This is a genomic window from Alteromonas sp. KUL106, assembly GCF_009811415.1.
GTDB lineage: Bacteria > Pseudomonadota > Gammaproteobacteria > Enterobacterales > Alteromonadaceae > Alteromonas.
The window spans coordinates 67,578-83,229 of the sequence record NZ_BLIG01000047.1; the positions used below are offsets into that span (position 1 = coordinate 67,578).

The following is a 15,652-nucleotide window of genomic DNA, read 5'->3' on the forward strand; positions in this document are numbered from 1 at the left end:
GCGTGTCTTCAGGTCACAAGCCTTTTTTGCACACCCGATTTATCCAAGCACGCTAGACAGCCACCACAACAAAAGCACGACAAGGGTAATAACAATTACCGCTTTCAATTTGTAACGTTTGATGAGTTGCTCGGCTTTGTCTCCTGCGTAATACACCACAATAGCAAGCCCAAAGTACCGGATTGCTCGCGCGATAACGGTAGCCAACAGAAAAAGAGGCAGTGAAAACTGGGTTGCGCCTGCAGCGAGCATGGCAACTTGAAATGGAATGGGCGCAATGCCAAGGGTCATAACAAACCAAAAGCCTTGGCTTTGCATTTGTTGTTTAACGCTTTCGAATTGGTTTTGACTGAAAAATGTGTCAATCAGCCACTGGCCAATTATATCAAACAGATAATATCCCAATGCATAGCCAAAAATGGCCCCGATGATACAGCCTATCGTAGCCATGAGTGCGATCTTCCAAAGCGACTCACGCCTTGCCTGCATTAAAGGAACCATAACGGCTTCTAGGGGAACCGGCACTATGGTTGATTCTAAAAATGACGCTAGCGTTATGCCTTTAAGCATGTGTTTAGAATCGACAAGCTTTTTGGTTTTCTGTTTAACCTTTTTACCGAGTGCCATGTAATCCCTACTGCAAAATTGTTTCTATTGCTTATAAACAACGCCATCTTTCATGACAAAAGACACCCTTTCCATAAGCGTAATGTCGTCTAGCGGGTTGCCGGGAACGGCTACGATATCAGCTAATTTCCCTTGTTCTAACGAACCTAAAATGTCACTTATACCCAGTAGTTTAGCGCTATTGACAGTAGCGCTAAGTAAGGCATCGGCCGGCGCCATACCCGCTTCAACCATCAGTGAGAACTCTTGAGCATTATCGCCATGGGCCGACACGCCGCTGTCAGTACCAAAAGCAATTTTTACGCCCGCTTTGTGTGCTTCAGCAAAGGTGTTTTGAATTAGGGGGCCAATGGCAGCAGCTTTAGGACGGACCAATTCAGGAAAGAAACCATCAATCTTGGCTTTGTCCGCAACAAACTTGCCTGCCAGAATGGTGGGTACGTAATAAGTGCCATGCTTTTTCATAAGTGCGCGAATTTCATCGTCCATAAACGTGCCGTGTTCGATGGAATCTACGCCTGCCTCAATAGCCCGCTTCATGCCTTCTTTTCCATGAGCATGCACAGCGACCGTCATGCCATAGTCTTTAGCGGTATCCACAATGGCTTCTACTTCGTCTGTCATAAACTGTGGATTTTGACCACTCTTAGCAACACTGAGTACACCACCGGTTGCTGTAATTTTTATGAGGTCTGCACCGTCTTGATAGCGGGCCCTTACTGCTTCTCGAGCCTCAACTTCGCCGTTAGCTACACCCTGCTCTGGGCCTACGTCAGGACGAAGCAAGTGCGCCATGCCGTTACTTGGGTCCGCGTGGCCGCCGGTTGTGGCAATTGATTTAGCTGCGGTATAAATACGCGGCCCCGATGCATAGCCTTTGGCGATTGCGTTTCTTAACGCTACGGTTTCATTGTGGCCGTCGCCAAGATTTCTCACGGTAGTAAAACCTGAGTTTAGCGTTATTTCTGCGTAGTGGGCTGCGCGCAATGCATAGTCAGCCTCATTCAGTGAAAATCGCTCAAGGTAAGTTTGCGGCCCACCATGCTGTGACGATAAATGCACATGCATATCCATCAAACCTGGCATTACGGTGGAGTTTTTCAAATCAATAACCGTATCGCCCTCTTGGCCTTGAATAAACCCCTTCTTCACGGAAGAAATAGTGCTGCCCTCAATAACAATAGTCACATTGTTCTGCAGTTGTTTTGAGGTGCCAGTAAATGCTTTGCCTGCATGGATTAAGGTTGCTGCAGCTGCACTAAAGGAGGATGACAATAGGGCGCCAGCAACGGCCAGCGAAACGAGAGGTTTATTCATAATGTAGGTCTTCTTGTTGGTTGTTTTATAGACTACATCGAATGTAATGCACCCGTTGCGATAACGCAAAGTAAAGCGCTACTAACGGCGGTTTTTCAATGATGAGTGACGGTTTACCTTTATGTACATCACTATTTCGTATGGAACAATAAACATAGAATGTATCGTTGGGTAGTAAGGTGCCTACGACGGTGTTTATCGAAGATATTTATTGAGAAATTTTGCCAAGCACAAACGTGTGGTTATTCGACGTTATATAGAACGAGGTGTCTGAACCGCTTTGCTGCTCGGTAGCTTGTTCAAGCAATTGATAGTAAACATTTTGATGAAGCCTCGCCCAAAGATTTCGACGAACGCATACGTAGGGAATTGGCGTAGCCTGAGGGTCTTGAATCGCTTTAGGCGGCACGCGCAATTCAAGCTGGTCGACTTTTTCTAGTCGTACTTCATCACCTGTTTGCGTTGTGAATACATAAATATCGCAGCCTGTTTTTTCGTCTTTTGCTATGTTCCATTGGGTAATGAGAAAAGGCGTGTCTTCAACGGTGATCCCTACCTTTTCGACAGGCGTGACTAAAAAGTAGCTGTCCTCCTCTCGCTTTAAAACGGATGCAAAAAGCTGGACAAGACTTGCTCGTCCTATGGGGCTCCCTTCATAAACCCACCGCCCGTCCAGCGCAATCGTGAGGTTGATATTTCCGCAAAAGTCAGGGTTCCACTGCTCTACCGGCGGCAAGGGGCGCGTCTTTGATGACGTGCCCTTTAGCTGCTGTTGGAATCTAGTTAGATCCACGCTCTTCTACCATAACTTTTAACTCACGAAGCTTTGCTTTGATACGGCGCATGTTATCTGGGCCGGTACGAAGCAGCTGTTTTTGTGGTTCATTTAAGTTTTCCAAGCGTTCATCCGCATATTTATAAGCGACTGAGTCTGTATACACCTCTACCGGAACAGGAACTTCTGGGGTATCTAAAAGTTGGTCGATGGCTTGAAGAAGCACTTTATTAAAGTCTTCATCTGGATTCCCGATTTCTGAGAACTTGGCTTGAATGTCTTCCTTGTAGATGTCGTAAATATTAAGAAGTGCTTCGTTATTAAACGATTCCAACATGTTTACATAAGGCGTGTATCGTTTGTAGCTTGCCGCATCTATCCACTGCTTACCTGCTTGAGAATAAACGCGGAAGTTCTGCTCGGGAGGCGTGAGCAATTGATGATTCGGCGCCATCTCATCATTAGCTAAGTTTGTCACTGATACGACGAAACGCTGAATGAGGCCCTCGTTGACCAGCATGCGATTTACCATTTCTTCATCTGCAGACGAACTTTCGATCAATGATGCTTTCACTGCGGGATCACTGGTGTCAAGCGGTTCTGGGTCCGGCTCTACAGGCTCTGGAAGAGGCTCTACCTCATCTTTTTCTTCAAGCTCAACGGTTGGTGCTGGCTGAGTGGGTTCAAAGATTTCCGGCTCATCGGTGGGGGTGACGTCGGGCTCGGTAATGTCAGGCTCGGGAGTAATCACGGCCTCTGGCTCTTCTTCGCTGGGCCAAAACACTACAGCCAGAATTACGATAAGAAGAATGCCGACAATAATAAAATGAGGGCCTAACGATTTCTTTTCTGACGATTCGCTCATAATGACTCCGCTACAAAAATATCCTTGGGATAATACTAACAGACATAACACCCAAATTTAGAAAATCAATCAAGAGAATTGTTCCCTGACACTGTAAATTCCTTATTTTGAACATCTTTATAACGTGAAAAAGCCGGTTTTCGATTTGTTTGCCCGAAAATTTAAAAATATCCCCTTCATTCTTACACGCCTCGCAACCCATCTATGTAAATAAATTAAATATTTTTAAAACATTTGTTTAACAAGGAGGGTTTATGTACTAATGTGTTGATTCGTAGAGTTAAAGTGTCGTTTGTCTGCCATATTTAAAACACGATGACAGGATCTCTAAAGCGGAAATGTTTCACGCAACGTGTAGGAAAATAAGAGTGAACAAATTTAAGCAATATCACCCGAAGCTTCATTTCGCCGTAAAACGTTATAGCCTTATGCAGCATATCGTCATGCTCGGTATCACGGCCTATCTACTTGTAAACATGACAAGTTTGAGTACTGAACACCAACTTATTGCGGTCGCTACCGTGGTGGTTATGAGTATTCAAAATGGGTTGATTTTGTCTAAAGCAAAAGTCGCATTAGCCATGGAAGGACCGCGATTGCTTGTGTTTCCACTTATGTGGATAGCCTCTGGAATGGGCATGGCCGCAGTAATCTACAGCGTGTCGTCAATGGCATCGCTATTTGTTTTAGCGAATGCGGTACGACATCGCAACCATCGACGCCCGCTTAAACTCACTAATGAACCTGAAAACCTCGCGTAGCGTATCTATTACGCTTTTTCACTGATCGTGCATGTTGTCAGTTGCGTAGCGCAAAAATAAGTACTTGCCGCACAGCGAGAGGGAGAGCTCTGTGCGAGTAAGCTTTGTTCAAGAGGTACATAATGCATAAATTTTATTTTCGGGATATTGAGGACACACCAACGGCCATTGACTACTTAGAGGTTCAGTCCTATGAGATGAACGTGTATCTGGTCTACTTGTCGATTGGAAATCAAAGCGGCATGCTTTATGACAAAAAAGATAAGCCCATGCGCTTTTTCAGCGCAGGCCACATACGCGAAACTTTCGCACACTGCCACGTTAAAAGTGCGGTAATGAAGCACGATACGCCGTACGATGAAATGATTGGAAATCCCCCAAAAAGTAAAGAGCAAATGGCATTACCCTTCAGTATGGACTTACCCTATTAGTTATCTAGGCGGACTGGTATTACGCCGCTTAGCTTTGCAACCATTCGCTGGCGGCCTTTCGCATATCCACTCTCGCTTTTAACCGTTTAGCCAGCAAAAACAAGCCACCTAGCTTTCTATGAATAAACAAAGCGTCTGCGGGGGGCGTATGCCAAAAATTATGCTTCAATGTGAGCGCCATACCCTTTTCATGAAGTCGAGTAACAAGGTCGCTTTGACCAAAGTCATAAGGCCCTTGGTGCCTGATTGCCTCACACGCTTCCATTCCAATGCTCATTACCGCGTCAATTTGCTCTTGAGAATGGCTATCATCGATCAACCCTATTGAAAATGCTGCCTGCTGCATGGCGACTTTGTCATGGTGTGCTGCGCTATTGAGGAGAGAGAGGTATGCTGTTGCTATCGCCTCAGGGATTTCTCGGGTGGCGCCAAAATCTAGTAAGACAATTTCCTTGGTATCAGCTTTAAATTGGTAATTTGCTAAATTTGGGTCGCTCTGAAGCAGCTTGAAATTGAATACTTCATTGAAGAATAGAACCATTAATGCCGTCATTACGGCATCTCTAACCTCTTGGGGCTCTTGCTCCAACACCGCTAGTTTTTGGCTTTCTATAAATTCCATTGCGAGCACTGTGCTGGTGGTGAGAGGCGCATAAGTTTTCGGAATAATAAACGCTGAATCAAGCGACATGTTCGCGTTACCTGTTTGTACCAGCTCACGATAGCGGTTCAGCATTTGCGCTTCGCGCTCGTAATCGGCTTCCTGATGGAGTTGCACTTTGGCTTCTTCTAGCAAAGGGTTAATATCTAGCGACTTAGGAACTAATCCTGTGAGCTTTATGAGGGTGGCGACGTTATCAATATCACTGTCGATACTTTCTTTAACCCCAGGGTACTGCACTTTCACCGCCAACATCGTGCCGTCCATAGTGATCGCCTTATGAACCTGACCAATGGAAGCGGCAGCAACAGGTGCAAATGAAAAGTAGAGTAAATCGTCTTGCCACGTTTGTCCCCACGCTTCGCTCAATGTATCTAGGAGCTGTTCTTTAGGCATCGGGTCGGCATCTTCTCGCAATCTACCTAGGATGATGGCAAGCTCTTCAGGCAGGAAATCACCTGCATCCATCGATATTAGCTGACCAAGTTTCATCGCTGCGCCACGCATATTAGCAAGCTGATCGGCAATGTTGGATATGTTTGTAGGCGTGAGCAGCAGTGCAGATAACACGGGCTTTTCACCTCGTAATAGTTGGCCTGCACCTTGACTAACAACGTTACCTGCTATTTTTCCGGCTAACGAGCCTAGCCTGCCAATACGAGCGAGACGTGATGCAGGCACCGCTTTACTTGAACGTTGTGATGGGCTATCGGTAGTATCAGATTTCTCTGCCATAAACTGACTCAGATTTGGTTGTAAGGCGAGATAAAAACAAACATAAACGCACAAGAGAACTAGCGGATTATGTTATTTCTTTTATTATCTTTAATACTCCAAGAGTAGAAATCTAGATCGTGAAGCCGCGCCATAATTAAATAAGATTCACTTTATCAATAACCGGTGATACCTCACTTTGCTGTTGTGTTTACTCTATGTTGTATCGCCATCCGGTGTTTTCGCTATGTTCGGTCACGTCAAAAGCACCCATGCTAGCGTTTGAGTGCTATCTACATGCACTACGTCAAATGTTACCGCTTAAAATCACTGAGGCTAAAATACTCGTACCATCAGCGTCGCTTTTAGATTGCTAAACGATAGTACGTATAAGCAAATAGGCCTAGATGATTTGAGAGATAAACTGAATAACCAAACCTATTACACTGCCGTAAGCAAAGCCAGCCCATCCATTGGCGGCTCTGTAGCGCCACAATGCTGCACCAAAGAAGCCACACCAAAGCATTGCTGCATAGGTGGATATAAGGCCGCTACCCATACCGGTATCCGGCAAAAACAGCATAGTAATAAACGTCAGGGCCATGGCGCCGCTTAATAGCACCCACATGATGTTTTTTTTATCAGCAAACGCGTTAGTTGACGGTGTTGTGTCTTGTTTTTGATCGGCATCATTAGCTTGCTCAGCGCGCTGTGCTGCTTTTGCTGAACGCATTTTACGTTCACTTCTTGATTGGGTTTTCTTGACCTTTGAAGGCAACGGTGTTGCAGCGCTATGGGTCATGATGTACCTCATTAACTGGGTTTTAATAACGAATTTTTCCACAGTTAAGGTAGAGCATGTTTTGACAAATAACTATAAGACTTCGGTCTCACATGGTGTCTGAGACTGTTGAATGTAGGACATGAGTTTGGCGTTAAACGACGCCCACTTAATCGCTCAAAAAAGGCCCGCCTGTATCCTCTTTTAAAAACAAGGCGTGCAGGTGGGCTTTTATTCACTCATTTTTTTAGCTATTAGTGATGATCGCTGTGTTGACGTTTAAAGCTGACTTCCAGCAGATTCACACTATCAGCAAAGGTGAGGGTTTTAATGTCGCCTTTGCCTTCTACATTGAGGGTATTCACTTGTTTCGGCCACAAGTCGCGCAATGCATCATGGCGAATTTTAATGCCTTCAAGAACCGGTGGTTCTGCCGTTTCTTGATAAACCCAAAAGTGCTTACCTTCAACTTCGAAGCCGACGTCAGCAAGTTTTAAGGGCTCGCCTACAGCATTTAAGATAGCGAAGTGGTGGGCAACATAATCAGCGAATTGTTGCTGGGTTTCTGCGTCATCCATAATATCTGCGTGTTTGTCGAACAGAGCCTTAACTGCGTGTTCAGCATCGTGCAAATTAAAGCGGTGCATCACTTCAATATTTTCGGTTCTAGGATTAAACAGAACAGTGGTAATTGCGGCTTTTATTTGATGCGCTTGTGCGGCAGTGCTGAACGACAGGGCACAAACTATAACAGAAGCAACAATAGCGAATGAACCTACGCTGGCAAGCAGAGCGTGGGCGCTCTGCTGCAAGCGGGTCAAAGATAACTTATTCGTCATCTTTTTCCTCATCGTCGGTTTTCAGTTCGGTTTTTGAATCGTGCATAAGGTCGCGGTACTCGTAAGTATTACGCGGCTTATTCTTATACGCTTCAATACGCGAAGGAATGATACGACGTGGATAGTGGTTATTTTCCACATCTACGTCTGCAGTCTCCCAATGCGGGTCAACCGTTACGCTTACCAGCTCTTTGTCTTTGTCGGTAACAATAAGCTTGCTTACTGCTTTAGGTGTACGACGCCAGATTTCCGCAGGAATGCGCATTTCTTCTTTTGTGCCGTCTTCAAACGTCAGCTCAAGAATGATTGGCATTACCAAACCACCCTTGTTGCTGAAATCTAGCACGTAGTAGTTTTTGTCTTCTTTCACCGCACGCTCAAACGCTTTACGCTCCCAAGGTTCAAGATCTTTTAAGAACTTCTTGTACTTGTTGCGCTCTTTGTTGGTTACGGTGAAACGATCGTTTTCGTCGTAGAAGTCACTGATATCTTCAAAACGGTCTACCCAAAGTTTTTTACCTTCTTCTTTGTTGCGAATATCGGTAAGTGATTTTGGCTTTTCCATTTCCGCTTCGCGCTCACGAGCAAAGTCGATATCTGGATCTTCAGTATCTAAACGCAGCTTGTACACACTGTCTAGGCTGATATCTACATGATCTGTAGTGTAAAACCAACCGCGCCAGAACCAGTCTAGATCTACGCCCGATGCTTCTTCCATCGTGCGGAAGAAATCTGACGGTGTAGGACGTTTAAACATCCAACGCTGCGCGTACTCTTTAAATGCAAAGTCGAACAGCTCGCGGCCAAGGATAGTTTCGCGAAGAATGTTCAGCGCTACCGCTGGCTTGGTGTAAGCATTTGGGCCAAGGCGAAGTACGGAATCAGACTGCGTCATAATTGGCACTTGCGTCTGAGACTTCATGTAGCCCGTGATATCACGAGGCTCTACGCCCCATGGAATCGTTGGGTCCCACTCGCGGCCAGCTACGCCGTCTAGAAAGCTGTTTAGGCCTTCATCCATCCATGTCCACTGACGCTCGTCAGAGTTAACCGTCATAGGGAAATAGATATGACCCACTTCGTGAATAACTACGCCGATAAGGAAGCGTTTTTCAGCAAGGGAATACGTGCGCGAACCATCGTCACGAAGCTCTGTACGCGGGCCGTTGAAGGTGATCATGGGGTATTCCATGCCGCCAACCGGGCCATTTACTGATTGGGCTACCGGGTATGGGTAATCGAAGCTAAAACGGCTGTATACATCCATAGTATGGATAATAGATTCCGTTGAATACTTCTGCCACAACTCGCCACCCTCTTTGGGATAGAAAGACATCGCCATCACTAATGGCTGCGTGTCGCCACCTTGCTGGTAGCCACGTGCATCCCACGCGAACTTCCGCGAAGAGGCCCATGCGAAGTCACGTACATTATCCGCTTTGAAGGTCCAGGTTTTAAGCTTAGTCGTCCCCTCTTTTTCATTTTCAATGGCTTCTTCTGGAGAAACGATGAATACGATGCGGTCAGCGGTCTCTGCCTTTTTCAGACGATCGCGCTGGGTTTTAGTCAGTACGTCTTTCGGGTTTTGAAGTACACCGGTTGATGAGACGATATGATCCGCAGGAACCGTAATATCTACTTCATAGTTTCCGAATTCTAGCGTGAACTCACCACGGCCAATAAACTCTTTATTTGTCCATGCTTCGTAATCAGTGTAGGCAGCTAGGCGCGGGAACCACTGTGCAAGCAAGAAAATGTCGTTGCCACCTTCACGTTCGTCATCTGGAAAATGCTCATAACCAGCACGGGCTGAAACGGCGTCTTCTTCTACAATATTGAAGGCAAAATCAATATCAAACGTAACTTTGCTACCCGGCTTTAATGGCTTAGCCAAGTCAACACGCATCAAGGTACCAACCACAGTGTGACGTAAATCGTTACCTGCTTTGTCTTCGACGCGAGAGATGGTGTAGCCCAACTCGTTGTCGTCAACAAACTGCTGACGGCGCAATGCACCCATACTTAACTTAGCTGGCGCGTCACCGCTGGCTGCTTGTGTACCTGGCCCACGGTTGCCGATGCCACCAAACGTAGTAGTAAGCGCTGACATTGAATCGTCGCGGAACTTGTTTTGATCGAGCTGAATCCACAAGTACTTAAGCGTATCTGGCGAGTTATTGTGGTAAGTAATGGTTTCACTTGCTTCAATGCGGCGCTTGTCTTCAAGTAGTTTTACATCGATATCGTAATCTACTTGCTGCTGCCAATATTGATGACCTGGCTCACCGGCGGCGTTGCGGTAAACGTTCGGAGTAGGAAGTACTTCGTCCAGCTGACGGAATTTATCTTCAAAATCGCCTTTTGTTTGTTTTATAGCGGCGGTACTAGGAAGAGAAATCAGCATAGACAACACTGGCGCTAACCAGAAAAAGTGTCGTTTTGCGGTGCTCATGCAGTTTCCTTGCAACTTGTAAGTTAGAATTGTTATAAGATAACAGCGTCTAGTATATAAGCATGCCTGTCACAATCCAATTTTTTGGCCGTAAACTAACCATGTTTTAACGCAAAAAAACTGTAACAGAACGTTTTGCTTCACGCTTTAACTGTCGTATTCTTAAATCCTTGTTTTCTTTTTTCTTCCCCCCTTATGAACCGTTTTAGTTGGCAACGTGCCGTTATAAAAGTTGGCAGTGCACTTATTGCCCCTGAAGGCAATGAATGCAGTGGCCGTTACTTGTTGTCTCTTGCTCGTTTTATTACTGCCAGCCGTGAAGCTGGCAAAGAAGTTATTCTAGTTTCATCTGGAAGTGTTGCGGCCGGAAGAAGCAAAGTGAAGGTTCGACACAACGCGTCTATTGCAGAGAAACAAGCTATGGCTGCGATAGGTCAAAACCTAATGATGGCTAACTGGCAACGCTTTTTCGATTTTCCCTGCGCACAAGTACTTTTAACCGCCGATGATCTGCGCGATAGAACGCGCTATGTCAATATCAAAAACACGCTGCGAGAAATTTTGAAACACAATGCTTTACCCATTGTTAATGAGAACGACACGGTAGCGGTAAATGAACTAAAAGTGGGAGATAACGACAACTTGGGTGCTTACACTGCCCTCGTTGCGCAAGCCGATACGTTGATTATTTGCTCAGATATTGATGGCTTGTTTACCGCAGATCCAAGAAAGGACGCTACCGCTACGCTTATTCCTCAGGTGGACAAGATAGACAGTGCGATTTATTCCCTTGCTGGCGGCGCTGGGACGGCGGTAGGAACGGGCGGCATGCGCACAAAAATTGAAGCCGCGGATAAATGCACCAGTAGCGGCATTCAGACGCTTATTGTAAATGGTAGAAAAGGCGCAACGTTTGACGCGTTATCTGAAGGAAAAGTACCAGGTACGCTGTTTACTGCAAGCAGCTCGCCAGCAAGCGCACGTCGTTTGTGGCTTACTCATACTCTAAAAACGGCAGGCAAGATTGAGGTCGATAGTGGCGCAAAGCAGGCATTAACGTCTAAAGGCGCGTCTCTGTTACCCTCTGGGATTGTCGATGTAGCGGGTCACTTTGAACAAGGTGATGCCGTAGAAGTGATATGCGATGGTCAGCTCATAGCGAAAGGACTTTGTCTGTATAACGCAAAAGACTTAACCCTCATAAAAGGGAAAAAGTCGAAAGATATTGCCAATGTGTTAGGTTATGAAACCACCGACGTTGCCATTCATCGCGACGACATGGTGCTGTATTAATACCTTTAACATTACTTCGCCGGTTTGAGCAGCGAGGGCGATTTTTTACTCGCCCCGTATCTTGCGGCGTTAAATAGTGATACCCACGAACCGTTAAAACGCATATGCAAAGGGAAGATCATGACTGATATTACACCAACACTTGCCGATTACCCTTACAAAGTCACAATAGCTACGCGATGGCAAGATAATGATGCATATGGGCATATCAACAATGTGGTGTATTACGGCTTTTTCGATACTGCCGTAAACCGCTTTTTAATAGAGGAAGGTGGGTTAGATATTCATAACGGACAAACCGTGGCATATGTGGTGAGTAGTCAGTGTCAGTATATTGCGCCGGCAGCGTATCCTGAGGACATCTTTGTGGGTTTACGCGTTATCAAAATTGGCCGAAGCTCAGTAACATATGGGCTATCGGTCTATGCAGGTGAGAATAAACGACGAGTGGCTCATGGTCAGTTTGTGCACGTGTTTGTAGATAGAAAAACCGATAAGGCTATCCCCATTCCGGTTAACGTGAAAGCAGCGTTAGAATCCATTGTGGAAGTAATGTAGGTAGTCTTTAAATGACAATAGAAGCCACCTGCATGGAAGATAAAAAATGATGAAAACGGTTGTTTTTCTAGACGCCGAAACAATGGATTTGCCCAGTCTTGACACCTCTGCATTAGAAAACCTCAACGCAGAGATTACGCTTTATGAGCGAACTGAGGGGGCCGACGTTGCGAAGCGTATTCGCACTGCCGATGCTATTTTGGTTAACAAAGTCGTACTGAAACCTGAAGACCTACAGCAGGCAAAAAAGCTTCGTTACATAGGTGTGACAGCCACAGGTATGAACAATATCGATATTGACTATTGCCAGCAAGCAGGTATTACCGTGCAAAACGTCGAAGGCTACGGTACTGACAGTGTCGCCCAACATACGTTGACCTTGGCGCTGAATCTGGCGACGAACTTTGTAGCTTACCAGCGCGATGTGCGCAATCAGGCGTGGTCCGCTTCTTCCCATTTCTGCTTGTTAAATCACCCGGTGATGGAGCTTGCTGGTAAGCATGCGGTGATCGTTGGGCACGGAGAGCTTGGCAAGCGCGTTGAAGCATTGTTTAGTGCAATAGGCATGAAAGTGAGTATTGCTGCTCGACCTGGTAAAAATGACGACCCCCGCCCTAGCCTAGCATCCCTTTTGCCTGACGCTGACGTGATAAGTCTTCACTGCCCACTGACGGAAGACACCGATAAACTTATTAATGCTGATACGCTATCGCTTATGAAACCAACGGCCTTTCTTATCAATACGGCACGCGGCGGGCTCATTGATGAAGAGGCGCTCTTCAATGCGCTTAAACACAACAAAATTGGTGGCGCGGGCTTAGATGTACTGAGTGTTGAGCCCCCACCGGCTGACCACATACTGCTTAAAGAGTCATTACCCAACTTACTGGTAACGCCGCATAATGCGTGGATTGGCAAGGGCGCCAGGCAAAAGCTGCTGAATAAAACGCTGGCCCATCTATCAGGTTTCCTGGGATAAAACGCGACGATGAACAACGCAACTTTATTTACACTGTGCTGCCTGATCTGGGGCTCAACCTGGATTGCGATTACGTACCAGATCGGCCATACCTCGGAAACCTTTGCGATTGCTTTGCGCTATTTATTGGCGTCAGCATGTCTGGGGGCATACTGCGTTTTAAGACGTTTACCGCTCAAATTGCCTTTGCATGTTCATGTGAAAATGGCAGCGGTGGGGCTATTCCTATACAGTTTGAACTACACGTTGCTATATATGGCGCAGGCACACATTATCAGTGCGCTGTTAGCGCTAATGAGCTCATGCATTATCTATATTAACGTTGTACTTCGGCGCTGGTGGCTTAAAGAGCCCATAAGAAAAGAAGTGGTTATTGGCGCTACCTTTGGCTTACTCGGCATTGTATGTTTATTCGTGCCAGAGTTTTCAAAAGTATCTATGGACGCAGCCCTGGCTACCGGTCTCGCCATCGCTTTTGTCAGTTTCTTTTGTGCTTCGACGGGCAATGTTATCTCGGAACGCATACTGACCTCCGGTACTCCCGTTATTCAAATGAATTTTTATGCCATGAGTTACGCTATGGTGCTGCTTTTTGTCACATCATTAATCATGCCTGGCGAGCTAATAATGCCTACTGATACCGCGTTTTACATATCGTTGCTGTACTTAGCGGTCTTTGGCTCTGTATTTGCTTTTGGTGCGTATATGAAACTCCTTAAGCAAATGGGGGCTGACAAGGCGGCCTATGTGGTGTTGGTGTACCCCATGGTGGCACTGGTTATTTCAACCTTTTTTGAGGGTTACACCTGGAGCACGCTCTCTGTAGTCGGAGTGGCAATTGTGCTGGTAGGCAACGCCATTGCGATGGGAAAAGTCCCCCGCTTTATGCGCCGCCCGCCAGTGTCGAGCTAGCACACAGACCGCTGCACAAAAGTACGTCAAAGAATAAAAGACCCTGGGTGAAGCCTTTTATTTGAGTGCGTTGATTTTCTTATTCAGCTCATATGCAGGCTCTGTCACTATGGTTTCAAGGGTTTCAATACGCGCCATTAACGCTTTAATTTGCGCATCTTTTTCTTCCAAGCGCTGCAGCTGTTTGTCAGTAACGCCTTTTACAAACGGGTTGCTGCACTCGCCGTTCATCCAGTCGTTTAATCGCCACTGAAATTTCGCGTCTAAGTAGCTTGCTAAAAGTACAAGCGACGTGATGCTGCCAATTAACAAAACTAAACTTAATGTAGACATAGTGTTTTCCTAATCCAAATTTCAAGGTTTAAAGCCTTTAGCGGGCATGTTCTAAAAGCGCGTTTTTGCACGCTCTGTTTCAAATAGTCATTTGGGGTTCAAAAAAATTACAACGTGGATGAAAAAAGTTTGTAATAAAAATTTGTAGGGGCAGACTGATAGAAATAACACAATAAAATAACAAGCGTTTTTGTGAGTAGGGATGTGACGTTGGGGCAGGGTTTTGAAGATGTTTTTGCGCAATACGGGGCAATACTGAGCCGTGTAGCCAACAGCTATGAAGCGAACGAGGCGATGCAGCAAGAATTATTGCAAGAGATAGCTATTGCGGTATGGCAGGGGCTGTCTCGGTTTAAAGGCGACAGTAGCGTGAAAACCTATATTTTGAAGATAGCCCATAACCGCGCAGTCACCCACGTAGCAAATCAAGTGAAGCGTCTCGATACCCATCAATACGACCATGATGATCTGGGCTCTGACGGGTTTGCGAGTCACACCCAGTCACCAGAGGAAATGTCTAGTCAGCACCAGTCTTTGGAGCGCTTAATGCGTGCAGTACGGGCACTACCATTACAGTCAAGACAAGTGCTTACCCTTTCCTTAGAAGGCTTAAGTTACGATGAGATTGCAGACGTATGTGGTCTGACGAAAAACCATGTTGGTGTGATATTAAAACGCGCCAAGCAAAGTATCATGCAGGAGCAACCGCATGCATAATTCAGATAAAGAGAATCAAAAAAAATCTGCTGAAAATTGGGACGATCAGCAAGATGAAACCCTCTCTTTTCTCTGGCAAGCTCAGCCAGTAAAGACGATTAATTTAGATGAAGTGAAAGCAAACCTTCACAGTGAGCGGAAAAAGCAGCGTTGGTATATGGTATTGGATTCTCTGATGGTGCTTCCTGCTATTTATATTCTCACGAAATACTGGGGCAATATGTCAGGAGTCGCGCAGATGATGTTTGTGTTTATGCTGTCGACATCGCTTCCCTTACTGGTCTATCAGCTATGGTTAAGACGAGTGGCTGCATTCGCTAAAAATAGCCAAACTGCTGACCATTTAATGGAGCTAACGAAGCAAATTAAAAACAATGTAAAGATAGCGTTTATAACTAAGCATTCAACTTGGATAGCGCTGGTTTTCGGGTTCGCTTTTGTATTGGAACACTATTTTTCGGGGGATCTTGTTCCGGAAAAAAACAGCAAATTGATCATCGCAGTGTCGTCTATGAGTATTGGTATGCTGATTTGGTATATTTGGGCACACAAAAGACAAAAGCACTTTGAACGTCAACTCGAAACGCTTGAGAATCTGGCGCAGCATCGTTAAGGGCACAAGGGGGCAAGAATGCGA

The 15,652-nt window shown here is 45.8% G+C and carries 17 protein-coding genes; 8 read left to right on the top strand and 9 right to left on the bottom strand.

The window, feature by feature from the left end:
- Window positions 1–39 precede the first annotated feature (39 nt).
- From GVO63_RS16310 to GVO63_RS16325, 4 genes are all read right to left on the bottom strand, one after another.
- The gene (locus GVO63_RS16310) at window positions 40–627 is read right to left on the bottom strand and encodes a YqaA family protein (RefSeq protein WP_159491806.1); all 588 of its coding nucleotides are present in this window, start codon (window positions 625–627) and stop codon (window positions 40–42) included.
- Between the two features lie 24 nt (window positions 628–651).
- Complete coding sequence (locus tag GVO63_RS16315) at window positions 652–1,944, bottom strand: amidohydrolase family protein (RefSeq protein ID WP_159581300.1); 1,293 nt, start codon at window positions 1,942–1,944, stop codon at window positions 652–654.
- A gap of 208 nt (window positions 1,945–2,152) precedes the next feature.
- Window positions 2,153–2,737, bottom strand: a complete 585-nt coding sequence (locus GVO63_RS16320) for a DUF1285 domain-containing protein (RefSeq protein WP_159581302.1) — start codon at window positions 2,735–2,737, stop codon at window positions 2,153–2,155.
- A complete protein-coding gene (locus GVO63_RS16325; protein ID WP_159581304.1) occupies window positions 2,724–3,584 on the bottom strand; it encodes a DUF3014 domain-containing protein in 861 nt (286 codons plus the stop codon). The genes GVO63_RS16320 and GVO63_RS16325 overlap by 14 nt, the downstream gene beginning before the upstream one ends.
- Window positions 3,585–3,952: 368 nt before the next feature.
- Here GVO63_RS16325 and GVO63_RS16330 point away from each other — a divergent pair, with 368 nt between their 5' ends.
- Window positions 3,953–4,345 carry a hypothetical protein gene (locus tag GVO63_RS16330; RefSeq protein ID WP_159581306.1) on the top strand — a complete coding sequence of 131 codons (393 nt, stop codon included), beginning with the start codon at window positions 3,953–3,955 and terminating at the stop codon, window positions 4,343–4,345.
- Between the two features lie 122 nt (window positions 4,346–4,467).
- Entirely contained in the window at window positions 4,468–4,776 is a 309-nt protein-coding gene (locus tag GVO63_RS16335) for a DUF6482 family protein (RefSeq protein ID WP_159491796.1), read from the top strand.
- Window positions 4,777–4,804: 28 nt separating this feature from the next.
- Here the strand turns inward: GVO63_RS16335 and GVO63_RS16340 are convergent, their stop codons facing one another.
- The 4 genes from GVO63_RS16340 to GVO63_RS16355 all read right to left on the bottom strand — a co-directional run bounded on the left by GVO63_RS16340 (window position 4,805) and on the right by GVO63_RS16355 (window position 10,223).
- Window positions 4,805–6,172, bottom strand: a complete 1,368-nt coding sequence (locus tag GVO63_RS16340; protein ID WP_159581308.1) for an AarF/ABC1/UbiB kinase family protein — start codon at window positions 6,170–6,172, stop codon at window positions 4,805–4,807.
- A gap of 382 nt (window positions 6,173–6,554) precedes the next feature.
- Window positions 6,555–6,953 (bottom strand): hypothetical protein, encoded by a 399-nt coding sequence (locus tag GVO63_RS16345; RefSeq protein ID WP_159581310.1) that lies wholly within the window; start codon window positions 6,951–6,953, stop codon window positions 6,555–6,557.
- Window positions 6,954–7,186: 233 nt separating this feature from the next.
- Window positions 7,187–7,771 carry a DUF6702 family protein gene (locus tag GVO63_RS16350; protein ID WP_159581312.1) on the bottom strand — a complete coding sequence of 195 codons (585 nt, stop codon included), beginning with the start codon at window positions 7,769–7,771 and terminating at the stop codon, window positions 7,187–7,189.
- Window positions 7,761–10,223 (bottom strand): M1 family aminopeptidase, encoded by a 2,463-nt coding sequence (locus tag GVO63_RS16355; RefSeq protein ID WP_159491790.1) that lies wholly within the window; start codon window positions 10,221–10,223, stop codon window positions 7,761–7,763. Before GVO63_RS16355 ends, GVO63_RS16350 begins: the two co-directional genes overlap by 11 nt.
- Before the next feature lie 195 nt (window positions 10,224–10,418).
- Between GVO63_RS16355 and proB the strand changes: the two genes are divergently transcribed.
- The 4 genes from proB to GVO63_RS16375 all read left to right on the top strand — a co-directional run bounded on the left by proB (window position 10,419) and on the right by GVO63_RS16375 (window position 13,965).
- A complete protein-coding gene (gene proB / locus GVO63_RS16360) occupies window positions 10,419–11,516 on the top strand; it encodes a glutamate 5-kinase (protein WP_159491788.1) in 1,098 nt (365 codons plus the stop codon).
- A 120-nt stretch (window positions 11,517–11,636) separates the two neighbouring features.
- Window positions 11,637–12,074: a thioesterase family protein gene (locus GVO63_RS16365; protein ID WP_159491786.1), complete on the top strand. Its 438-nt coding sequence runs from the start codon at window positions 11,637–11,639 to the stop codon at window positions 12,072–12,074.
- Window positions 12,075–12,123: 49 nt separating this feature from the next.
- Window positions 12,124–13,053 (top strand): D-2-hydroxyacid dehydrogenase, encoded by a 930-nt coding sequence (locus tag GVO63_RS16370; protein ID WP_159581366.1) that lies wholly within the window; start codon window positions 12,124–12,126, stop codon window positions 13,051–13,053.
- 9 nt (window positions 13,054–13,062) lie between these two features.
- A complete protein-coding gene (locus GVO63_RS16375) occupies window positions 13,063–13,965 on the top strand; it encodes a DMT family transporter (RefSeq protein ID WP_159491784.1) in 903 nt (300 codons plus the stop codon).
- 57 nt (window positions 13,966–14,022) lie between these two features.
- Here the strand turns inward: GVO63_RS16375 and GVO63_RS16380 are convergent, their stop codons facing one another.
- Entirely contained in the window at window positions 14,023–14,298 is a 276-nt protein-coding gene (locus GVO63_RS16380; protein ID WP_159491782.1) for a hypothetical protein, read from the bottom strand.
- Window positions 14,299–14,508: 210 nt separating this feature from the next.
- Here GVO63_RS16380 and GVO63_RS16385 point away from each other — a divergent pair, with 210 nt between their 5' ends.
- The gene (locus GVO63_RS16385) at window positions 14,509–15,015 is read left to right on the top strand and encodes an RNA polymerase sigma factor (RefSeq protein ID WP_159581368.1); all 507 of its coding nucleotides are present in this window, start codon (window positions 14,509–14,511) and stop codon (window positions 15,013–15,015) included.
- Window positions 15,008–15,628, top strand: a complete 621-nt coding sequence (locus GVO63_RS16390) for a hypothetical protein (RefSeq protein ID WP_159581314.1) — start codon at window positions 15,008–15,010, stop codon at window positions 15,626–15,628. Before GVO63_RS16385 ends, GVO63_RS16390 begins: the two co-directional genes overlap by 8 nt.
- The last annotated feature ends 24 nt before the right edge of the window (window positions 15,629–15,652 follow it).

Bases quoted from the DNA above. Each gene is read 5' to 3' on its own strand.
- GVO63_RS16310 (WP_159491806.1), bottom strand. From the start codon at position 627: ATGGCACTCGGTAAAAAGGTTAAACAGAAAACCAAAAAGCTTGTCGAT.
- GVO63_RS16315 (WP_159581300.1), bottom strand. From the start codon at position 1,944: ATGAATAAACCTCTCGTTTCGCTGGCCGTTGCTGGCGCCCTATTGTCA.
- GVO63_RS16325 (WP_159581304.1), bottom strand. From the start codon at position 3,584: ATGAGCGAATCGTCAGAAAAGAAATCGTTAGGCCCTCATTTTATTATT.
- GVO63_RS16335 (WP_159491796.1), top strand. From the start codon at position 4,468: ATGCATAAATTTTATTTTCGGGATATTGAGGACACACCAACGGCCATT.
- GVO63_RS16340 (WP_159581308.1), bottom strand. From the start codon at position 6,172: ATGGCAGAGAAATCTGATACTACCGATAGCCCATCACAACGTTCAAGT.
- GVO63_RS16345 (WP_159581310.1), bottom strand. From the start codon at position 6,953: ATGACCCATAGCGCTGCAACACCGTTGCCTTCAAAGGTCAAGAAAACC.
- GVO63_RS16350 (WP_159581312.1), bottom strand. From the start codon at position 7,771: ATGACGAATAAGTTATCTTTGACCCGCTTGCAGCAGAGCGCCCACGCT.
- GVO63_RS16355 (WP_159491790.1), bottom strand. From the start codon at position 10,223: ATGAGCACCGCAAAACGACACTTTTTCTGGTTAGCGCCAGTGTTGTCT.
- proB (WP_159491788.1), top strand. From the start codon at position 10,419: ATGAACCGTTTTAGTTGGCAACGTGCCGTTATAAAAGTTGGCAGTGCA.
- GVO63_RS16365 (WP_159491786.1), top strand. From the start codon at position 11,637: ATGACTGATATTACACCAACACTTGCCGATTACCCTTACAAAGTCACA.
- GVO63_RS16370 (WP_159581366.1), top strand. From the start codon at position 12,124: ATGAAAACGGTTGTTTTTCTAGACGCCGAAACAATGGATTTGCCCAGT.
- GVO63_RS16375 (WP_159491784.1), top strand. From the start codon at position 13,063: ATGAACAACGCAACTTTATTTACACTGTGCTGCCTGATCTGGGGCTCA.
- GVO63_RS16380 (WP_159491782.1), bottom strand. From the start codon at position 14,298: ATGTCTACATTAAGTTTAGTTTTGTTAATTGGCAGCATCACGTCGCTT.
- GVO63_RS16390 (WP_159581314.1), top strand. From the start codon at position 15,008: ATGCATAATTCAGATAAAGAGAATCAAAAAAAATCTGCTGAAAATTGG.